This window comes from Bradyrhizobium sp. Cp5.3, assembly GCF_000426265.1.
Taxonomy (GTDB): Bacteria; Pseudomonadota; Alphaproteobacteria; order Rhizobiales; family Xanthobacteraceae; genus Bradyrhizobium; species Bradyrhizobium neotropicale.
The window spans coordinates 1-14,141 of sequence record NZ_AUFA01000073.1 but is presented as its reverse complement, the minus strand read 5'-3'; the positions used below and the strand labels follow the sequence as shown (position 1 = coordinate 14,141).

At 59.3% G+C, this 14,141-nt stretch carries 14 protein-coding genes and 3 pseudogenes; 7 read left to right on the top strand and 10 right to left on the bottom strand.

The window, feature by feature from the left end; genetic code table 11:
- The first annotated feature begins 48 nt into the window (after nucleotides 1-48).
- The 3 genes from K289_RS0138795 to K289_RS0138785 all read left to right on the top strand — a co-directional run bounded on the left by K289_RS0138795 (nucleotide 49) and on the right by K289_RS0138785 (nucleotide 1,942).
- Complete coding sequence (locus K289_RS0138795) at nucleotides 49-333, top strand: LexA family transcriptional regulator (RefSeq protein WP_027555782.1); 285 nt, start codon at nucleotides 49-51, stop codon at nucleotides 331-333.
- A 314-nt stretch (nucleotides 334-647) separates the two neighbouring features.
- Entirely contained in the window at nucleotides 648-1,655 is a 1,008-nt protein-coding gene (locus K289_RS0138790; RefSeq protein ID WP_198024873.1) for a tetratricopeptide repeat protein, read from the top strand.
- 59 nt (nucleotides 1,656-1,714) lie between these two features.
- Nucleotides 1,715-1,942, top strand: a complete 228-nt coding sequence (locus tag K289_RS0138785; RefSeq protein WP_027556279.1) for a hypothetical protein — start codon at nucleotides 1,715-1,717, stop codon at nucleotides 1,940-1,942.
- Between the two features lie 469 nt (nucleotides 1,943-2,411).
- Here the strand turns inward: K289_RS0138785 and K289_RS0138775 are convergent, their stop codons facing one another.
- Nucleotides 2,412-3,350, bottom strand: coding sequence for an MBL fold metallo-hydrolase (locus K289_RS0138775; RefSeq protein ID WP_084788920.1), 939 nt, complete (start codon nucleotides 3,348-3,350; stop codon nucleotides 2,412-2,414).
- A 118-nt stretch (nucleotides 3,351-3,468) separates the two neighbouring features.
- Here K289_RS0138775 and K289_RS0138770 point away from each other — a divergent pair, with 118 nt between their 5' ends.
- Together K289_RS0138770 and K289_RS0138765 are read left to right on the top strand one after the other, a co-directional pair.
- Entirely contained in the window at nucleotides 3,469-4,371 is a 903-nt protein-coding gene (locus K289_RS0138770) for a LysR family transcriptional regulator (RefSeq protein WP_027556277.1), read from the top strand.
- Nucleotides 4,372-4,537: 166 nt separating this feature from the next.
- A complete protein-coding gene (locus tag K289_RS0138765; RefSeq protein WP_027556276.1) occupies nucleotides 4,538-4,942 on the top strand; it encodes a N,N-dimethylformamidase beta subunit family domain-containing protein in 405 nt (134 codons plus the stop codon).
- Between the two features lie 199 nt (nucleotides 4,943-5,141).
- On the opposite strand, the gene K289_RS46895 is transcribed toward K289_RS0138765, so the two are convergent.
- The 5 genes from K289_RS46895 to K289_RS0138735 form a co-directional block, all read right to left on the bottom strand.
- On the bottom strand, nucleotides 5,142-5,522 hold the full coding sequence (locus K289_RS46895; protein ID WP_084788919.1) for a DoxX family protein: 381 nt from the start codon (nucleotides 5,520-5,522) through the stop codon (nucleotides 5,142-5,144).
- 103 nt (nucleotides 5,523-5,625) lie between these two features.
- Entirely contained in the window at nucleotides 5,626-6,375 is a 750-nt protein-coding gene (locus K289_RS0138755; protein WP_027556275.1) for an SDR family oxidoreductase, read from the bottom strand.
- A gap of 119 nt (nucleotides 6,376-6,494) precedes the next feature.
- On the bottom strand, nucleotides 6,495-6,725 hold the full coding sequence (locus K289_RS52675; RefSeq protein ID WP_027556274.1) for a hypothetical protein: 231 nt from the start codon (nucleotides 6,723-6,725) through the stop codon (nucleotides 6,495-6,497).
- 906 nt (nucleotides 6,726-7,631) lie between these two features.
- Nucleotides 7,632-8,951, bottom strand: coding sequence for an ATP-binding protein (locus K289_RS0138740; RefSeq protein ID WP_027556273.1), 1,320 nt, complete (start codon nucleotides 8,949-8,951; stop codon nucleotides 7,632-7,634).
- The gene (locus tag K289_RS0138735; protein ID WP_027556272.1) at nucleotides 8,948-9,610 is read right to left on the bottom strand and encodes a response regulator; all 663 of its coding nucleotides are present in this window, start codon (nucleotides 9,608-9,610) and stop codon (nucleotides 8,948-8,950) included. The genes K289_RS0138740 and K289_RS0138735 overlap by 4 nt, the downstream gene beginning before the upstream one ends.
- A 104-nt stretch (nucleotides 9,611-9,714) precedes the next feature.
- Here K289_RS0138735 and dsbD point away from each other — a divergent pair, with 104 nt between their 5' ends.
- Nucleotides 9,715-11,538 carry a protein-disulfide reductase DsbD gene (dsbD, locus tag K289_RS0138730; RefSeq protein ID WP_027556271.1) on the top strand — a complete coding sequence of 608 codons (1,824 nt, stop codon included), beginning with the start codon at nucleotides 9,715-9,717 and terminating at the stop codon, nucleotides 11,536-11,538.
- A gap of 31 nt (nucleotides 11,539-11,569) precedes the next feature.
- Nucleotides 11,570-12,223 carry a DsbA family protein gene (locus K289_RS0138725; protein WP_084788918.1) on the top strand — a complete coding sequence of 218 codons (654 nt, stop codon included), beginning with the start codon at nucleotides 11,570-11,572 and terminating at the stop codon, nucleotides 12,221-12,223.
- 433 nt (nucleotides 12,224-12,656) lie between these two features.
- Here K289_RS0138725 and K289_RS49695 read toward each other — a convergent pair.
- The 4 genes and pseudogenes from K289_RS49695 to K289_RS46880 form a co-directional block, all read right to left on the bottom strand.
- Nucleotides 12,657-12,779: pseudogene (locus K289_RS49695) on the bottom strand (SDR family oxidoreductase); the annotation flags it as partial.
- Between the two features lie 63 nt (nucleotides 12,780-12,842).
- Entirely contained in the window at nucleotides 12,843-13,196 is a 354-nt protein-coding gene (locus K289_RS0138715) for a carboxymuconolactone decarboxylase family protein (protein ID WP_027556269.1), read from the bottom strand.
- 171 nt (nucleotides 13,197-13,367) lie between these two features.
- Nucleotides 13,368-13,823, bottom strand: a pseudogene (locus tag K289_RS46885) (amino acid ABC transporter ATP-binding protein); the annotation flags it as partial.
- A gap of 48 nt (nucleotides 13,824-13,871) precedes the next feature.
- A pseudogene (locus K289_RS46880) lies at nucleotides 13,872-14,141 on the bottom strand (IS256 family transposase); the annotation flags it as partial.

Below are 14,141 nucleotides of genomic sequence, written 5' to 3'. Positions count from 1 at the left end.
GTACATTCATCGTCGCCTCCCTGTCGGAGGCCCGGGACGAATCGATCGATGAGTCAAAAATCAGGCGCCGCGCACTTTACTGAAAAGCAGGGCCACTACCTGGCCTTCATCTATACCTACTCGTACATGTTCGGACGGCCGCCTGCCGAAACCGATATGCAGCGCCACTTCGGCGTCAGCCCGCCCTCAGTCCATCAGATGATTGTCACGCTCGAACGCAACGGCCTCATTCGCCGTCAAGCCGGTGCCCCCAGAAGCATCGAAATCCTCGTGCCACCAGAAAACTTGCCGATCCTAGATTGGCTCGGTATCAAACCGTCAAAACCACTGTGACGAGCCACTAGCGAGGCGCCACCTTTGGCCAGCCAAAAGGAGTTCGCAGAAGGCAAGGAAACTTCCGCCGTTTCATCCCGGCGCAAGCCTGAGTTGAGTGCGCCGTCAACGTAATTTCCCCCTCTGCCAAATGCCAGGTAGAAAGACGCCTTGAAATCGCTATAAGGTAGTGGCCAGGACAGGTCGCGCTCGCTATTGATGGAAAGCACTTGCTGCTCCTGTGCCATGTTGACCAGGTCGCCCATCGGCCAGTTTTTGGTGGACACACCACCATTGTCGTAATCATTGGCTAGATGTCGCGCGAGGGGACGAAAATGTTTGCAACTTCAACTCCAAGCTTACGCCGCGGCTACAAAGCGATCCTTACAACCGCCTCTGTCGTCCTCTCGACGGTGGGCGCCTCCGCGGTCGATCCGCAAGACTTAAGAACCTGTCAAGATAGCGCCGACGTACCGCGGATGATCGCTGCCTGCACCAATCTCTCGCAGGACGCTGGATTGCCGCCCGGTGCGCGATCCATGGCTTTGCTGAAACGTGGCTTTGGAAACTATGCGCTTGGTAATATCGATGCGGCCCAAGCCGACCTCTCGGAGGCAGTCAGACTCAACCCAAAGAACAATTACGCTCATCACGAACTGGGGCTTACCTTTTTCAAAAAGGGCGACCTTACCCGCGCAATTGCGTCGTTGACCGAAGCCATCAATCTCGATCCTTCCAGTGCCGCAAGCCGGTTCAGTCGCGGACAAATCTATTTGTCTGAGAACAGGCTGGACGAAGCGATCCAGGATTTCTCCGACGCCATCAAGCTCGGCGCCGACAAGAACACCGCCTTCACCAATGACCAAGGCGTAGATCGTCCAGAGGCAAATCGCGTCGCGGCGGACTATTACGCTGCCCGGGCAGATGCGTACTATCTGAGAGGCAATTTCAAAGATGCTGCCTCGGGCTATGACCGGGCGGCGGGATTCTCCGATCCGGAGGGCTACACTCTGATTTGGGGATCGGTGGCTCGGACTCAGGGAGGATCTGCCGACGCTGACATTGTGCTGTCCGCTGCGCTCGACAAAGGTCAACTCAAGGATTGGCCCAAATCCATCGGAGAGCTGCTTGTCGGTCGGATCACTCCCGCCGCAGCCTTGGCTGTGGCCAAAAATGCAGATCAAATCTGCGAGGCGCACTATTACAGTGGAATAGTTCAGCTCAAGGCCAAGGACTCAATCTCGGCCCAAAAAGAACTTGCGGCTGCCCGTGATGGATGCCCAAGCTCGTTTCGGGAGTCTCGTGCCGCCGTTGCCGACATGAAGCGACTACAATCGCAGTAATCGTATGAACGATACGGCGGCGAGTAACGACCAATTGCCGTGCGAGCTCGATCCCTGCGGTGGGACTTCACGCTCTTCGCGGTTTCCGGACCACCTTCTCGACCCTCTCTCACCACGAAGATATCAAGGACGCCAAAGCATGGGATGGCGATGTCGTCGAGCTGCAGCTTGCGCATCTCGATAACTCTACTGTGGAAGGTCTCTACAAGAAGCACGGACCGCTCGCGCTGCCGGCAAACTTGATGGTGCCGGCGTTCATCGTCTGCGGTGTCAGCCCGCCTGATTGATCGTGGTTGCGCACGGAATTATCGTCGATGAGCAAGGCTCTATCGCTTGCCTGCTGGTCGGGGACCACCGTCTTACTCCTTTCGTAATCGGCTTTCACTTTCGACAACCGGGCGACCGTGTACAATTCAAGATCGGCATGTACGACCGTATGATGCGCACGACACAGTAGGATCAGGGTTGCCGAATCCCCTCCGTTGTTCGTCGGTTTGGGTCGCGTCATAACGCGGTCCCTGAGCGCTGGCAGCGACGATATGGCGGATTTCACCGAGCACCGTCCCCCTTTTCAACGATGGGCATCGCGCGTGTTGGAAATGCGCCCGATCCCCGGATCGTGCAAAGGCGCGTTTTACGATCGGTGGGCAAACGCTCGTGTCTGGCCACTCGACCGCAATCGTTTCCTGCCGCCTGAGCGTCTGGTCTCAGGTTCATGAACGCTGATGAATTGGACTGATTCAATCAGGCGTGGAACTACGGTTGATGACCGAGTTTCACAATCATCTTCGGGTGGCGTTCGCTCAAGGCCTTCAACGCGAGCAAACTCTTCCTCTCGCTTTCCCGGTTGTCCGTGTAAGTCCCAGGCTCGACGTCGTTCTCCCAACCCCAACGCGTGTGGGCAGTGTCGCCCGTCAGGAGCACCGGACCTGTTGGCGTGCGAGCGAGATAAGAGACATGGCCCGGAGTATGTCCCGGGGTCTGGATCGCAAACAATGAACCATCACCGAACACGTCGATCACCCCTTCGAATTTGCTATCTGGATCTTTCGAGAACTGGAACTCCCGAAGTGGGGGCCTTCCTTCAAGGAGGCTGTCCTCCGTCCCCTGAACGACCATGTGCACAACGCTTGAATATTCGGGCTCACCGGGACCCGTGTAGATCGGAATGTCCTTCGGAACGTCCGGCATCCCGGAGATATGATCGAGATGGAGATGAGTCATGAAGACACCCTTGAGCGGCGCGCCTTCCGATTGAATGACCGACAATGTGTCTTGCCGGACCTGCATCCTTTGGATCTTCGCAAATTTTCTCAGCACCCAGCCGACCCCTACGCTCGCGGGATCCTCCACCAGCCGCTTTGAAACACCGGTATCGACCAGGAAAAATCCCTTCGTCGGATGCCGCACCACATGCGTATAGACCTTGATCGGCTCCTCGTGATCCTTGAATCCGGCCTGAACGGCTTTCGGATCGTTCAGATTGAGCAGTCCCGAAAGATCGGCAATCCAATCCGCGCCGACGACCGTCTTGAGCTCAATCGGTCCGGGCTGATCGATCAAGGCTTCCATGGCCGCCGAGCTGATTGGCTTGCCGAGATCGGCAGGCTTCCCCGGATGCGAGGTTTGCGTGCACGCGGGAAGTGCGGCGATGGCAAGGGCGCCAATGAAAAAGAGACCCGATTTGCGGAGCATGATTTTTTTCCTCATTTCTGGCGCCCCTTTTGCCCTGGACGGGTAGAATAGCAATCGCCTAACTTCCTATGTCGCCATACAGCAATGGATGGCCGCGAATGAGCCTGAGGAGTGAGAAGTGGAACTACAATGGGATGACCTCCGGATCTTTCTCGCCGTTTGCGACGCCGGGAGCCTGAGCGGCGCCGCACGGCGCCTCAAGGTGAGCCAACCCACGTTGAGCCGGAGGATTGCAGAGATGGAGTACGGGCTCGGCGAGCCGCTTTTCGTCCGCAAGAACCAGGGCATCACCTTGACGAAAACCGCAACGAGGCTGCTTCCCGCAGCCCAGGGCATGGCGCAATGGGCGACGGAAGCCAGTCGTTCACTCGATGCGAAGAACTCACCCGTGAGCGGCCGCGTACGCATCGCGGCGGTACCATCTTTCGCCTTCGATTTCCTGGCTCCGATCTCGGAAAAGCTCAAGAGAAAGCATCCACAGATCACCCTCGAGGTTCTGGCCAGCACGCAACGCCTAAATCTCTCGCTCGGCGAGGCGGACATCGCGCTCAGGAGATACCCGTCAGATGATCCTGATCTGATCACAGTCGATGAAGTTGTCGTGCCGATCGGCGTCTACGCGAGCAGGGACTACGCACGGAGATTGCCCGGGAAATACGGTTTCCGCGACCTCGACTGGATTGCATGGGCGGGAGAGCGTGAGATGACGAGCCCAAATCCGGAGCTCGCGGCCAGGATTCCAGACTTTCGTCCCGCCTTCACATCGGACGATTACAGCGTGCAGGTCGCGGCCTGCCAGGCCGGCGTCGGTGCGATGATCCTTCTGAAGACGTCCCATCGGCTTAAGCGACCGGGCGAGCTCGTGGAGCTCAAGCTCGAGCTTCCAGCCTCGCTCCGCGCAGAACTCGCGATCATCTGCCACAAGCGCATGGCGGATCTCCCCAAGGTCAGAACCGTCCTAGACCTGCTCAGGCAAGAATTCGCTGATTTGAGGAAGAACCAAGGCACGAAGAAACCCTGAATGGTGACGCCAGCAATGAACTCGAAGAACGAGTTGCTCGTGGCGCCACGGCGAAGTCGCTAGTGAATTCGAACGAGCCACTGCCTTGTCCGTGCAGTGCGACACGAGTTGCCTAGCGTAAGCCCAATCAATCAGAGGCGTCGGGTCGATTGGATGTTCGAAGGCATTGAAGGCGAAATCCTTGGCGATTTCGGGCTGGCGCACGGTGCGGCCGGCGGCATCGAGATCGATCTACGATCTTGCCTTGGGGACGCCGCCACACTCTCTCATCGTGGCATCTTCGGGCGGCCACACAGATAATTACCAAACGGTCGTGGAGGAGGTTCTCTATCCCTACCCGGGGCTCATGGGTACCTACGACTATCGCATCCGCGCCGACATGGTTTTCTTCACATCGACAAACGGAGGTGCCATGTTCTCAACCGGGTCGATCGCCTTCGGCCAAGCCCTGCCCTACGCCAACTTCGACAACAACATCTCGCGGTTGTTGTCGAACGTCGTCGACGCGTTTGCAAAAGATGGTCCATTGCCTGCTTCAACGTGGACTCTGGAGGAGAAGCAATGGAGGTAGCGTCAGATATCCTACTTGCGCGGCCTTCAATCGCTCATTTGAGAAGCTGAGATTCAGACTGGCTTCGGAGCGCAGTCTAGCTGGAGCAGCTCAAGCGCTACCGTTGAGCTATTCGCGATGTCGGCAGCCGCCGTCAACGCAGAGTTCGGTGCCTGTTAGATAGGACGAGTCATCGACGCTTAGGGATCGTTCTCTCCGATCAGCTCGCCTTCGAGCGGAGAGCGCTCCTTTGTAAATATATGATCCCAAAAAGGATCAGGCCGAAGACGATTGGATGAATCCAGTCGTGATGAAAGACCGTCAACTGCAGGACGAAGGCTGCGATATCGATCGGCACCAGCAGCAGTAGGGCGGCCCACGGAGAGAAACGCGGCACTAGAACACCAACCCCACCGATAACCTCCAAAGCCCCAGTGAAATACATAAACCAGAGGCCCAGGCCCAGATAGTTGAAATCTTCAATCATCATGGGCGTTGCAAACAGTTTCATCGCACCAGTAGCAATGAAAACAACGGCCATGAGGCCACGCAGAACCCAAAGAGTGGTTTTCCCGGATTTCAGCACAGATTCTTCAGACATGCGATCATACGCCTATTCTAATGAGCGATAGTCAAATCCATTCCGCAAGGTCATCCGCCTCGAATGGAGCGAATGACCTTGTTATGCTTGGTCGCAGAAACTATCAGACTTGGTTCCAGCCGCCGTCGACGCAGAGTTCGCTGCCTGTCAGATAGGATGAGTCATCGGAGGCCAGGAACAGGACGGCTTTTGCGATCTCATCGACGGTGCCGCTGCGGTGCATCGGAATTTGGGCATGCACCTGGGTCTTGGTCTGCTGGATCATCTCCTCGCTCACACCCGATTTGCGCGCCTGGTCAGTGTCGATGTAGCCGGGCGCCATGGCGTTCACTCGTATGCCCTTGTCGATGAGTTCCACCGTGAGCGAGCGTGCCAGCGAGCGAATGGCAGCTTTGCCCGCCGAATAGACGCTGACATAGGGCATGCCCTTCGTGGTCAGGGTCGTGGTGTTGAGGACGATCGAGCCGCCGGATGTCATGAGCGGCAGGAGCTTCTGGACCGTGAAGTAGGTTCCCTTGAAGGTACAGGCGATCGTGAAATCGAATTCTTCCTCCGACATGTATTCAAACATGTTCGGTCGCGCCGCACCGGCGTTCGCAAAGATGATGTCGACACGGCCGTGCTTTCTCTCGACAAACGCACGCAGTGCTTCAATGTCCGCCATCTTCGAAATATCGCAGCCGATCGCGTCGGCGCCATTTCCGATGCTCTGCGCCGCGGCATCGAGCCTCGCCTGATCGCGCCCGGTGATGATGACCTTCGCGCCCTCGCGTGCGAACAGCTTGGCTGTTGCCAGTCCCATTCCATCGCTGCCGCCGGTGATGACAGCGACCTTACCGCCTAGTTTACCCATATTTCGTCTCCTATTCGTCCTTTGGCGTGCCCGATGCGAACCGCACTATTTATGGAGCTTGATTCGTTTTCCTCATTTCTGGCGCTCCTTTTGCCTTGGACGGACAGAATAGCAATCACCTAATTTCCTATGCCGGCATACATAAATGGATGGCGTGGACCAACCCGACGAGTGAACGTGGACATCGTGCAGATATCGCCGTGGATTGCGTCGGCGCCTTTCCCGATGCTTTGCGCCCTCGTATCGAGCGTCGCCTGATCCCGGCCGGCGATGATGACCTTTGCGCCTTCACGCGCGAACAGCTTGCGCTTTTGAGATGTTGGATCGCCGGCAAGCCTGGGATCCGTCACTGTTCAGTTAAGGATCCCCTGCGATCAGGCCCGCGCCGCGACCAGCGACTCCAAGGTCATGATCTGCACGCCCACCTCGGCGCGCGGAGCGACAACGATCCGGCGCATGCCGAATGCAAGCGGCCCCCGCGACGTGATGATCCGACGCCTTCATCGTGGAGGAGTCTTTGTCGCGAGAATAGGCGGCTAAGGGGCGAGCTCTTCTTGCTTCAGCATTTTCGCCTATGGAGAATCCAGTCTCGAAAATAAGTTTGTCTGATTGCTTAGGGTGAGTCTCGCTGGCGGGACAAGCAAGGGCCGTCTCGCGCAAACCTGTCAGCCACAGTTTCGAAGCAAGGTGGGCAGCGCCCGGAAAAGCAACAGCGCCATGCTCGCGAGCGTGGCGCCCGTAACAACGAGATAGGCTATGAGCCTTCCGCCGGCTGAGCAGGACTCATTCGCGTTGCAATCCGACATCGCGACCGTCCTGTGTTCCAAGAGCTGGTCGAGACATTGCCTGAGTCGCAAAATCGGCTGCGGACCAAATCTTTCCGGCCATTTACCCCTGATTAACGACTCGGGATCGGCGTCATGGCGGCCTCTTCTGGATCGTCATTCGCGCGCCGATTCGCGCGATCCCGCAACCCGTTTCAGTCCGGTACGCCTCGTTGACGCGTCCTGCTGGCATGGCCGAAATCCTTGCGAGATCGCACCGGTCGACTTGGCCGAAAATCCGCTCGGCGTTCGCGGACACGGCTAGATCAGGCGCGTGGGATCGAACGATTCAGGCAATGCACTTCCACGGTCGCGACTGAGGTTGAGTGCGCGCTGCTAGTATCGATCACAACGACCATCGCCGTTCAAGCAGCGCGTACGCCACGTCGCGTTGACTAGGACAAGAACCCCAGGATCGTCAAACGGATCGGCTTAAGCTCGCACGGGAAATGTCAGCTCGGACCTTACGCCGCTGCGGTCCGTGCGGTTCGAGATGGTGACTTCCGCGCCGATCTTCGCCAGAGCAAGCTTGACGATCGCAAGTCCTAGACCGCTGCCGACGGGGCTTCTCGACCGGCCGCGGAAGAAGCGGCTGCCGAGCTTGTCGATTTCGTCCGCTGCGATCCCCGGTCCCTCGTCTTCTATGAGAAGGGTGTTCGATCGGGATGTCCATACAATGCGGCCCTCCCGCGTGTGTTGGACCGCGTTTTCGTGAAGATTTCGCAGGGCGAGCTGGAGACAATCGGCATTCGTCTCAAGAACCATGTCGCGTGCGCTCGCATCGATCGAGACGATCGTCTTAACGTTCGTCGGCGTCGTCGAGACGATCTCTGATAAAAGCGATCCGATCTGCACACGGCTGCGCGGCGCATCCGCGACGTCGGCGTCAAGTTTAGCGATCGTCAGCAGTTGACGCACCAAACGCGTACTCCTGTCCACGGCTGCGACGATTTGCTCCAGCGCGCCGCGCACCACCTTCGGATCCTCGGCGGCCAGCGCCACCTGGGCTTGTGTCTTCAATCCCGCCAGCGGTGTCCGCAGTTCATGCGCGGCGAAGGCCGTCACCTCGCGTTCGTGCCGGCGAGCGGCTTCCACGCGACTGAATAGCCCGTTCAGAGCCATGGCAAGTGGTCTGACCTCGACCGGCTCGCGGTCGGTTTCGACCTGCCGCATGTCGTCTGGCTCGCGGGCCCCCAGATCTTGCGCCATGCGCTTCAGCGGACGCAGGCCCTGCCCTACGCTTGCCCAAATCGCCGCGCCAAGCAGCGGCGCGATCAACAAAGCCGGCCACATCAGGCCCTTGATGATATCGGTCACCAGGCGTTCGCGCAGCGACAGCCGGTCGCCCACCATGACACGGAGATTGTGGCCGGCGTCTTCGACGCTGAAGACGCGCCATGTCTCGCCATCGATAGTCCGATCGGAGAAGCCGACCGCCGAGGAAGACAGCTGCTGATCGGGCGCGCCGCTCGACTTGGCAACCATGCGGCCGTCCAACGACCAGATCTGACACGACAGTTGCCGTTCATAGCTACCGAGTTGAGCAATCGCGGCAGGCGCAGACTTTCCGGGAAGACTCTCGAAGCCCGATGCTAGTGATGCCACCATGCGCGCGGCCTCCTGGAGGCGTGTATCGAGAACTTGCTCGACCTCACCGCGGCTCCCGACGTAGATCCAGATCACCGCGGCCAACCAGACGATGCCGGTCGCAGCGATGAGAATCGCGAAAAGTCTGAGTCTCAGCGATCTCATCGGGCCGCTCCCATCCGGTAGCCGACGCCCCGCAGCGTCTGGATCGCGTCCTTGCCGATCTTGTTGCGAAGATTGTGAATGTGCACCTCGACGGCGTTGCTCTCGACGTCTTCCTGCCAGCCGTAGAGTCGTTCCTCAAGTTCGGCGCGCGAGCGTACCTGGCCGGGCCGCTCCATCAACGCGGATAGGATCGCAAACTCGCGGCGCGACAGGCTCATCGGCGCGCCGTCGACGGTCGCCGAAAGATCTGCGGGCGAGAGAACGATGGAACCATGCGTCAGCGTCGGCGCCGCGCGACCGCCCTCCCTCCGGACGATGGCACGCAGGCGCGCGCCAAGCTCGTCGAGATCGAATGGCTTGGCCAGGTAGTCGTCCGCTCCGGAATCCAGACCCAAAACCTTGTCGCCGACGCTATCGCGAGCGGTGAGAAGGAGGACAGGCGTGGCGTCGTTTCGGCTTCGTAGCCTGCGCAAAACATCGAGACCGCTTCCATCCGGCAACATGATGTCGAGCACGATCGCCGAGTAACGCGACGACGCAATCGCTGCGTCGGCGTCCTCGCACGTCGCCACCGTATCCACTGTGGCGCCCGTCAGCAACAGGCCGGCCCGCAGACCATTGGACAGGATCGGATCGTCTTCGACCACTAGGATTCGCATCGTTACCTCCGGCGGCTCCTGTCGGCCGCCAGCCTTAAGGCTGGCTTAAGGTAGCCGCATCAGAGCGCGGCATTCGCTCACCAACTGCAGGGCCGCCACTCAAAATGCCGGGCATCCAAGAATTGTCGATCATACTCCTCGTGCTCCTGTCGTCGCTATCGTCGGCTTGGGCCGGAACTCCACCTTCCCCGGACCAGGCCTTCGTCCTAAAGGTCTCGCGTGACGCCACCGGGCTGCAACTGGGCTGGACGATCGGACCAGGAAGCTACCTTTACCGGACGATGATCGGCGCCAAGAACCCGGCATCGCCCGCCACGCCGATCGCTGTTCGTACGCCCAAAGGAGAACCCAAGGACGATCCGGATTTCGGCCCACAGGAGATCTACAGGGGCGCCGCGACGGCTGAAATATCGGCAAACAGTCTAACGGGGCTGCAGGAAATCGCACTGACCTATCAGGGCTGCGCGGAGCAATACCAGATCTGCTACCCTCCTGTCGTCAAGACAATCGATCTGCAAACGTTGACAGTTAGAGATCGCGCCAGCGCGGCCTCGGCCGGTTCGTCGACGCCGTTTTTGGATCCTCCTCAGGACGTCACGGGGGAGCCCGTCGATACCGGTTCGACGAGGGCGGCGCAATCTTCCGGGTGGGATATCTCCTATTGGGTCGCGCTCGGCGGCATGCTGGCGTCGTTCTTCGGCTTCGGCGCGCTGCTCTCGTTCTCGCCCTGCACCTTTCCGCTGGTGCCGATCTTCTTCGGCCTGATGGCGCGCTCGCAGGATCGTCTCTCGCCCGGGCGCGGCATTGCGCTTGCGGCAACTTTCGTCGGCGCGTCTGCGTCGGCCTATTCGATGCTTGGTGCATTCTCCGCCTGGTCCGGATCCGGAGAGAACCTGCAAATCCTGCTGCAAACCCCGGTCGCTCTCGGCGTGATGAGTGCAGTCCTTGTCGTTCTCTCGCTTTCGATGTTCGGACTCTTCGAGATCCAGCTCCCGGCTACGTTCGTTGATCGGATCACTGGAGCCGCATCGGGTGGACGTCGCGGACCGCTGGCGGCCGCCGCCCTGCTCGGCTTCGGTTCGGCGCTGATCGCTGGTCCCTGCGTGACACCTCCGCTGGCCACGGCCCTGCTCTACGTCGCACGTACCGGCAACATTGCGAGAGGCATGTCCGCGCTGTTCCTATTCGGCGTCGGCATGGGCTTGCCGCTCCTGATCTTCGGCGCACTCGGTCCCGGCTTCCTGCCAAAACCCGGTCCGTGGCTGGTCCGCGTCCGCCACGCCTTCGGTTTCATTCTACTCGGCGTCGCGATATCGATCTTCTCGCGGGTGCTGCCGCAGCAGACCACTCTGCGGCTATGGGGGACCCTCGCGTCCGCGATCGCCGTTTACTTCGGAGCGCAGTTCCTGATGGCGCACCGCCGGTGGAGGTTCGTGTCGATGGGCCTGGCAAGCTTCGCACTACTGGTCGGCTCGGTTCTCCTGATCGGCTCGGCAGGCAACGAGGATCTCAGCGCCACGCACATACTCGATCGCTTCGTAGAGCGAGAGCCGGGGTCCGAAACTTCCGTCCGGACAATCCGATCTATTGCCGCGCTGGATCACGAACTCGCCGCGGCGCGCAGTGATGGAAAACCAGTCATGCTCGACTTCTCGGCCGATTGGTGCGTCGAATGCCGGTTGATGGATGCGGTACTCCGCAGGCCGGAGGTCCGCGAGCGGCTGCAGGGGTTTCGGATGGTGCGCGCCGACGTGACTGCAGTCGACGACACGAGTCGGGCCCTGATGAAGCGCTTCGAGATCGTGGGGCCGCCGACCATCCTGCTGTTCGGCACCCAGGGAGAGAAGGATCCCACCACCAAAATCGTTGGCGCCATCGATGCCGACGCACTCCTCGCCAAGCTGTCGTCCGTAGCTTCGGTCGACTGATCGCCGATCCAACAACAGAGAGGAATCTATCATGTCGCCGAACATCTCACGACGGATGCTCGCTCAGATCATCGCCGCCGCCGGCATACGCCATCTCGTCGGCCCCGCGCGAGCCGACGACGGCCCCACTGAAGCCGACGTATCGCGCGAAGCGATTTTGTACGATCCTGCCGCGCCGACGACCGGTAATCCCAAGGGCGACCTGAACATCGTTGTCTTCTTCGACTACAACTGTCCCTACTGCAAGCAGTCGGAGCCGATGCTGGAAAAGTTGGTCAAGACGGATGGTAAGATTCGTCTGGTCTACAAGGATTGGCCGATCCTGACGCCGGACTCGATCAAGGGCGCGCAGTGGGCGCTGGCAGCGAAATATCAGGACCGGTACGACGCGGCCCATTTCGCGATGATGGGACTTCCCGGAGGAAAAAATCCGGCGGAGCGGATGCGCGAGGCCATTGCCAAATCGGGTGTCGACATGGATCGTCTCGACAGCGATCTGCAAGCTCATGGCGACGACATTACAAAGCTTCTGAGACGTAACCTCGCGCAGGCGGACTCCCTCGGCCTGATGGCAACGCCCGCCTACATCGTGGGCGACTACAGAGTAACGTCGGCCCTCAATTACGAAGGCTTTAGGCGCGTCGCCGCTGACGCGCGCGCACGGTCGAGGACCGAGAAAAAGTAAACTACCAACCGGAATTTCACCAAAATCGGTTAAGCCAGGAAGTTGCATCCCTTGATCTGAAAATAGCTTTCAAATCCAGCGGCCACCCATTTCCCGACGATGGCGATGCCCGTGTGGCTCCCGCCATCGTCCAAGCATACCGGGAAAGTCACGAAATTCTGCTCCGACTTCGCTGGGTTCTCAGTAGATGATGCCGAGCTTCGCCAGCGTGAGATTGTCTATGGTGCCCGCCTCCGGCAGTCGCTGCAGTACTGGCACCCGTACCGATATTCTTGGTGTGGCCGAGCTACAAAGCGAATTTGCCGCGTATCAGAGCACTGCGAGACTTTCTCGCGCAGGCCCTTCGATGAGACCAATGATAGCCGCTCGCCTCCTTTGGATGTTGTGTCTGGTCGGCGAAGCGACGTTATTACTTGGTAGACGAGCGGTCGGCTTAAAGCACGAATCCTCCGTCTACGATGATCGTTTGGCCCACAACATAGGACGCCAGCGGTGAGGCGAGATACAGTGCAGCCCCCGCCATATCTACCGGCATCCCGAAGCGCTTCAACGGAATGCAACGCCCGGTTGGATAGCCTCCAACCGGGCGACAGTTCAGCCAGTCAGGGAGAAACGTTGATTACGCTGTAGCGCTCGTACCGGACATCTGATCGAAGCAATCCAGGGTGCGGGCCGTGTAGACCAGCGCCGCGCCCGCATTCATCGCAATCGCAACGCCCAGCGCCTCGGCAATCTCAGCCTTCGACACGCCGTGCTTCACTGCAGCCTCAACGTGGCCGGCGATGCAGCCATCACAGCGAGTGGTTACCGCAACCGCAAGTGAGATCAACTCGCGCGTCTTGGCGTCGAGATGCTGCGCTTTGTCGCCGGAATTGCTTAGAGCTAGATATCCCTTGACAGTTTCCGGCGTGAGCTTGGACAAGTCACCAACCCGCGATTTCACGGCAGCGCGATACTTCAGCCAGTCTAACATGCATTCTCCTCTTCTCTTCTGCTCTTCAGATCATCGTCACATCATATGAGACGAAGCTGTCAACAAACGCGCCAAAAGGTTGCGCGCTCGATAGTCGTGAAAGTGCTTGTCCGTGCCTTTCCCTCCGGCCATCTCGTCGCGGCACACTGCGGCACGCACGGAGGCTCCGCCTCAGTGCAAAATCTGACCAAGGAACAGTTTTGTCCGATCGTGCTGTGGGTTTCCGAAGAATTCGGCTGGCGTGTTCTGTTCGACAATCTGGCCAGAATCCATGAAGATGACACGGTTAGCCACCTTACGCGCGAACCCCATTTCGTGAGTGACGCACAACATGGTCATCCCCTCTTCCGCCAGGCCGACCATCGTGTCCAATACCTCCTTGACCATCTCCGGATCGAGCGCCGAGGTTGGCTCGTCAAACAGCATGATGCGCGGCTTCATGCAGAGAGAACGAGCTATCGCGACGCGCTGCTGCTGACCGCCGGACAATTGGCCAGGATACTTGTTGGCCTGTTCGGGAATCTTGACCCGGCGCAGGTAATGCATCGCTAGTTCCTCCGCCTCCTTGCGCGGGATCTTGCGAACCCAGATCGGCGCTAACGTGCAGTTTTCCAGAATCGGGGGATGTCCCGATCGCTGTTGAACTAGGTCGGGCCGACGTTGCCGGAATGAATGTTACGCGGCCCTCGTGACGTGGGCAACGGGGTTGATCGTCATGCGATTGTGGCGAGCTTGAAGAGCCGCACGCAGAACCGACAATTGCTTATGCGCCTTCAATCGTCGGAAGCCCTTGTTGGCCTCGATCATGCCGGCCGCGACCCATCGCAAGGCCATACCGGCATCCCGCCAGCGTTTGACGTTGCGCGTGACGCGGCGAATGGTGCCCATCATGTTCTCGGCGATGTTGGTACAGGCGAGCGATCGACGAAGCTCCTTCGGCAACTT

Bases quoted from the DNA above. Each gene is read 5' to 3' on its own strand.
- K289_RS0138790 (WP_198024873.1), top strand. From the start codon at position 648: ATGTTTGCAACTTCAACTCCAAGCTTACGCCGCGGCTACAAAGCGATC.
- dsbD (WP_027556271.1), top strand. From the start codon at position 9,715: ATGCCGGGCATCCAAGAATTGTCGATCATACTCCTCGTGCTCCTGTCG.
- K289_RS0138795 (WP_027555782.1), top strand. From the start codon at position 49: ATGAGTCAAAAATCAGGCGCCGCGCACTTTACTGAAAAGCAGGGCCAC.
- K289_RS0138735 (WP_027556272.1), bottom strand. From the start codon at position 9,610: ATGCGAATCCTAGTGGTCGAAGACGATCCGATCCTGTCCAATGGTCTG.
- K289_RS0138755 (WP_027556275.1), bottom strand. From the start codon at position 6,375: ATGGGTAAACTAGGCGGTAAGGTCGCTGTCATCACCGGCGGCAGCGAT.
- K289_RS0138715 (WP_027556269.1), bottom strand. From the start codon at position 13,196: ATGTTAGACTGGCTGAAGTATCGCGCTGCCGTGAAATCGCGGGTTGGT.
- K289_RS0138775 (WP_084788920.1), bottom strand. From the start codon at position 3,350: ATGCTCCGCAAATCGGGTCTCTTTTTCATTGGCGCCCTTGCCATCGCC.
- K289_RS0138725 (WP_084788918.1), top strand. From the start codon at position 11,570: ATGTCGCCGAACATCTCACGACGGATGCTCGCTCAGATCATCGCCGCC.
- K289_RS0138740 (WP_027556273.1), bottom strand. From the start codon at position 8,951: ATGAGATCGCTGAGACTCAGACTTTTCGCGATTCTCATCGCTGCGACC.
- K289_RS46895 (WP_084788919.1), bottom strand. From the start codon at position 5,522: ATGTCTGAAGAATCTGTGCTGAAATCCGGGAAAACCACTCTTTGGGTT.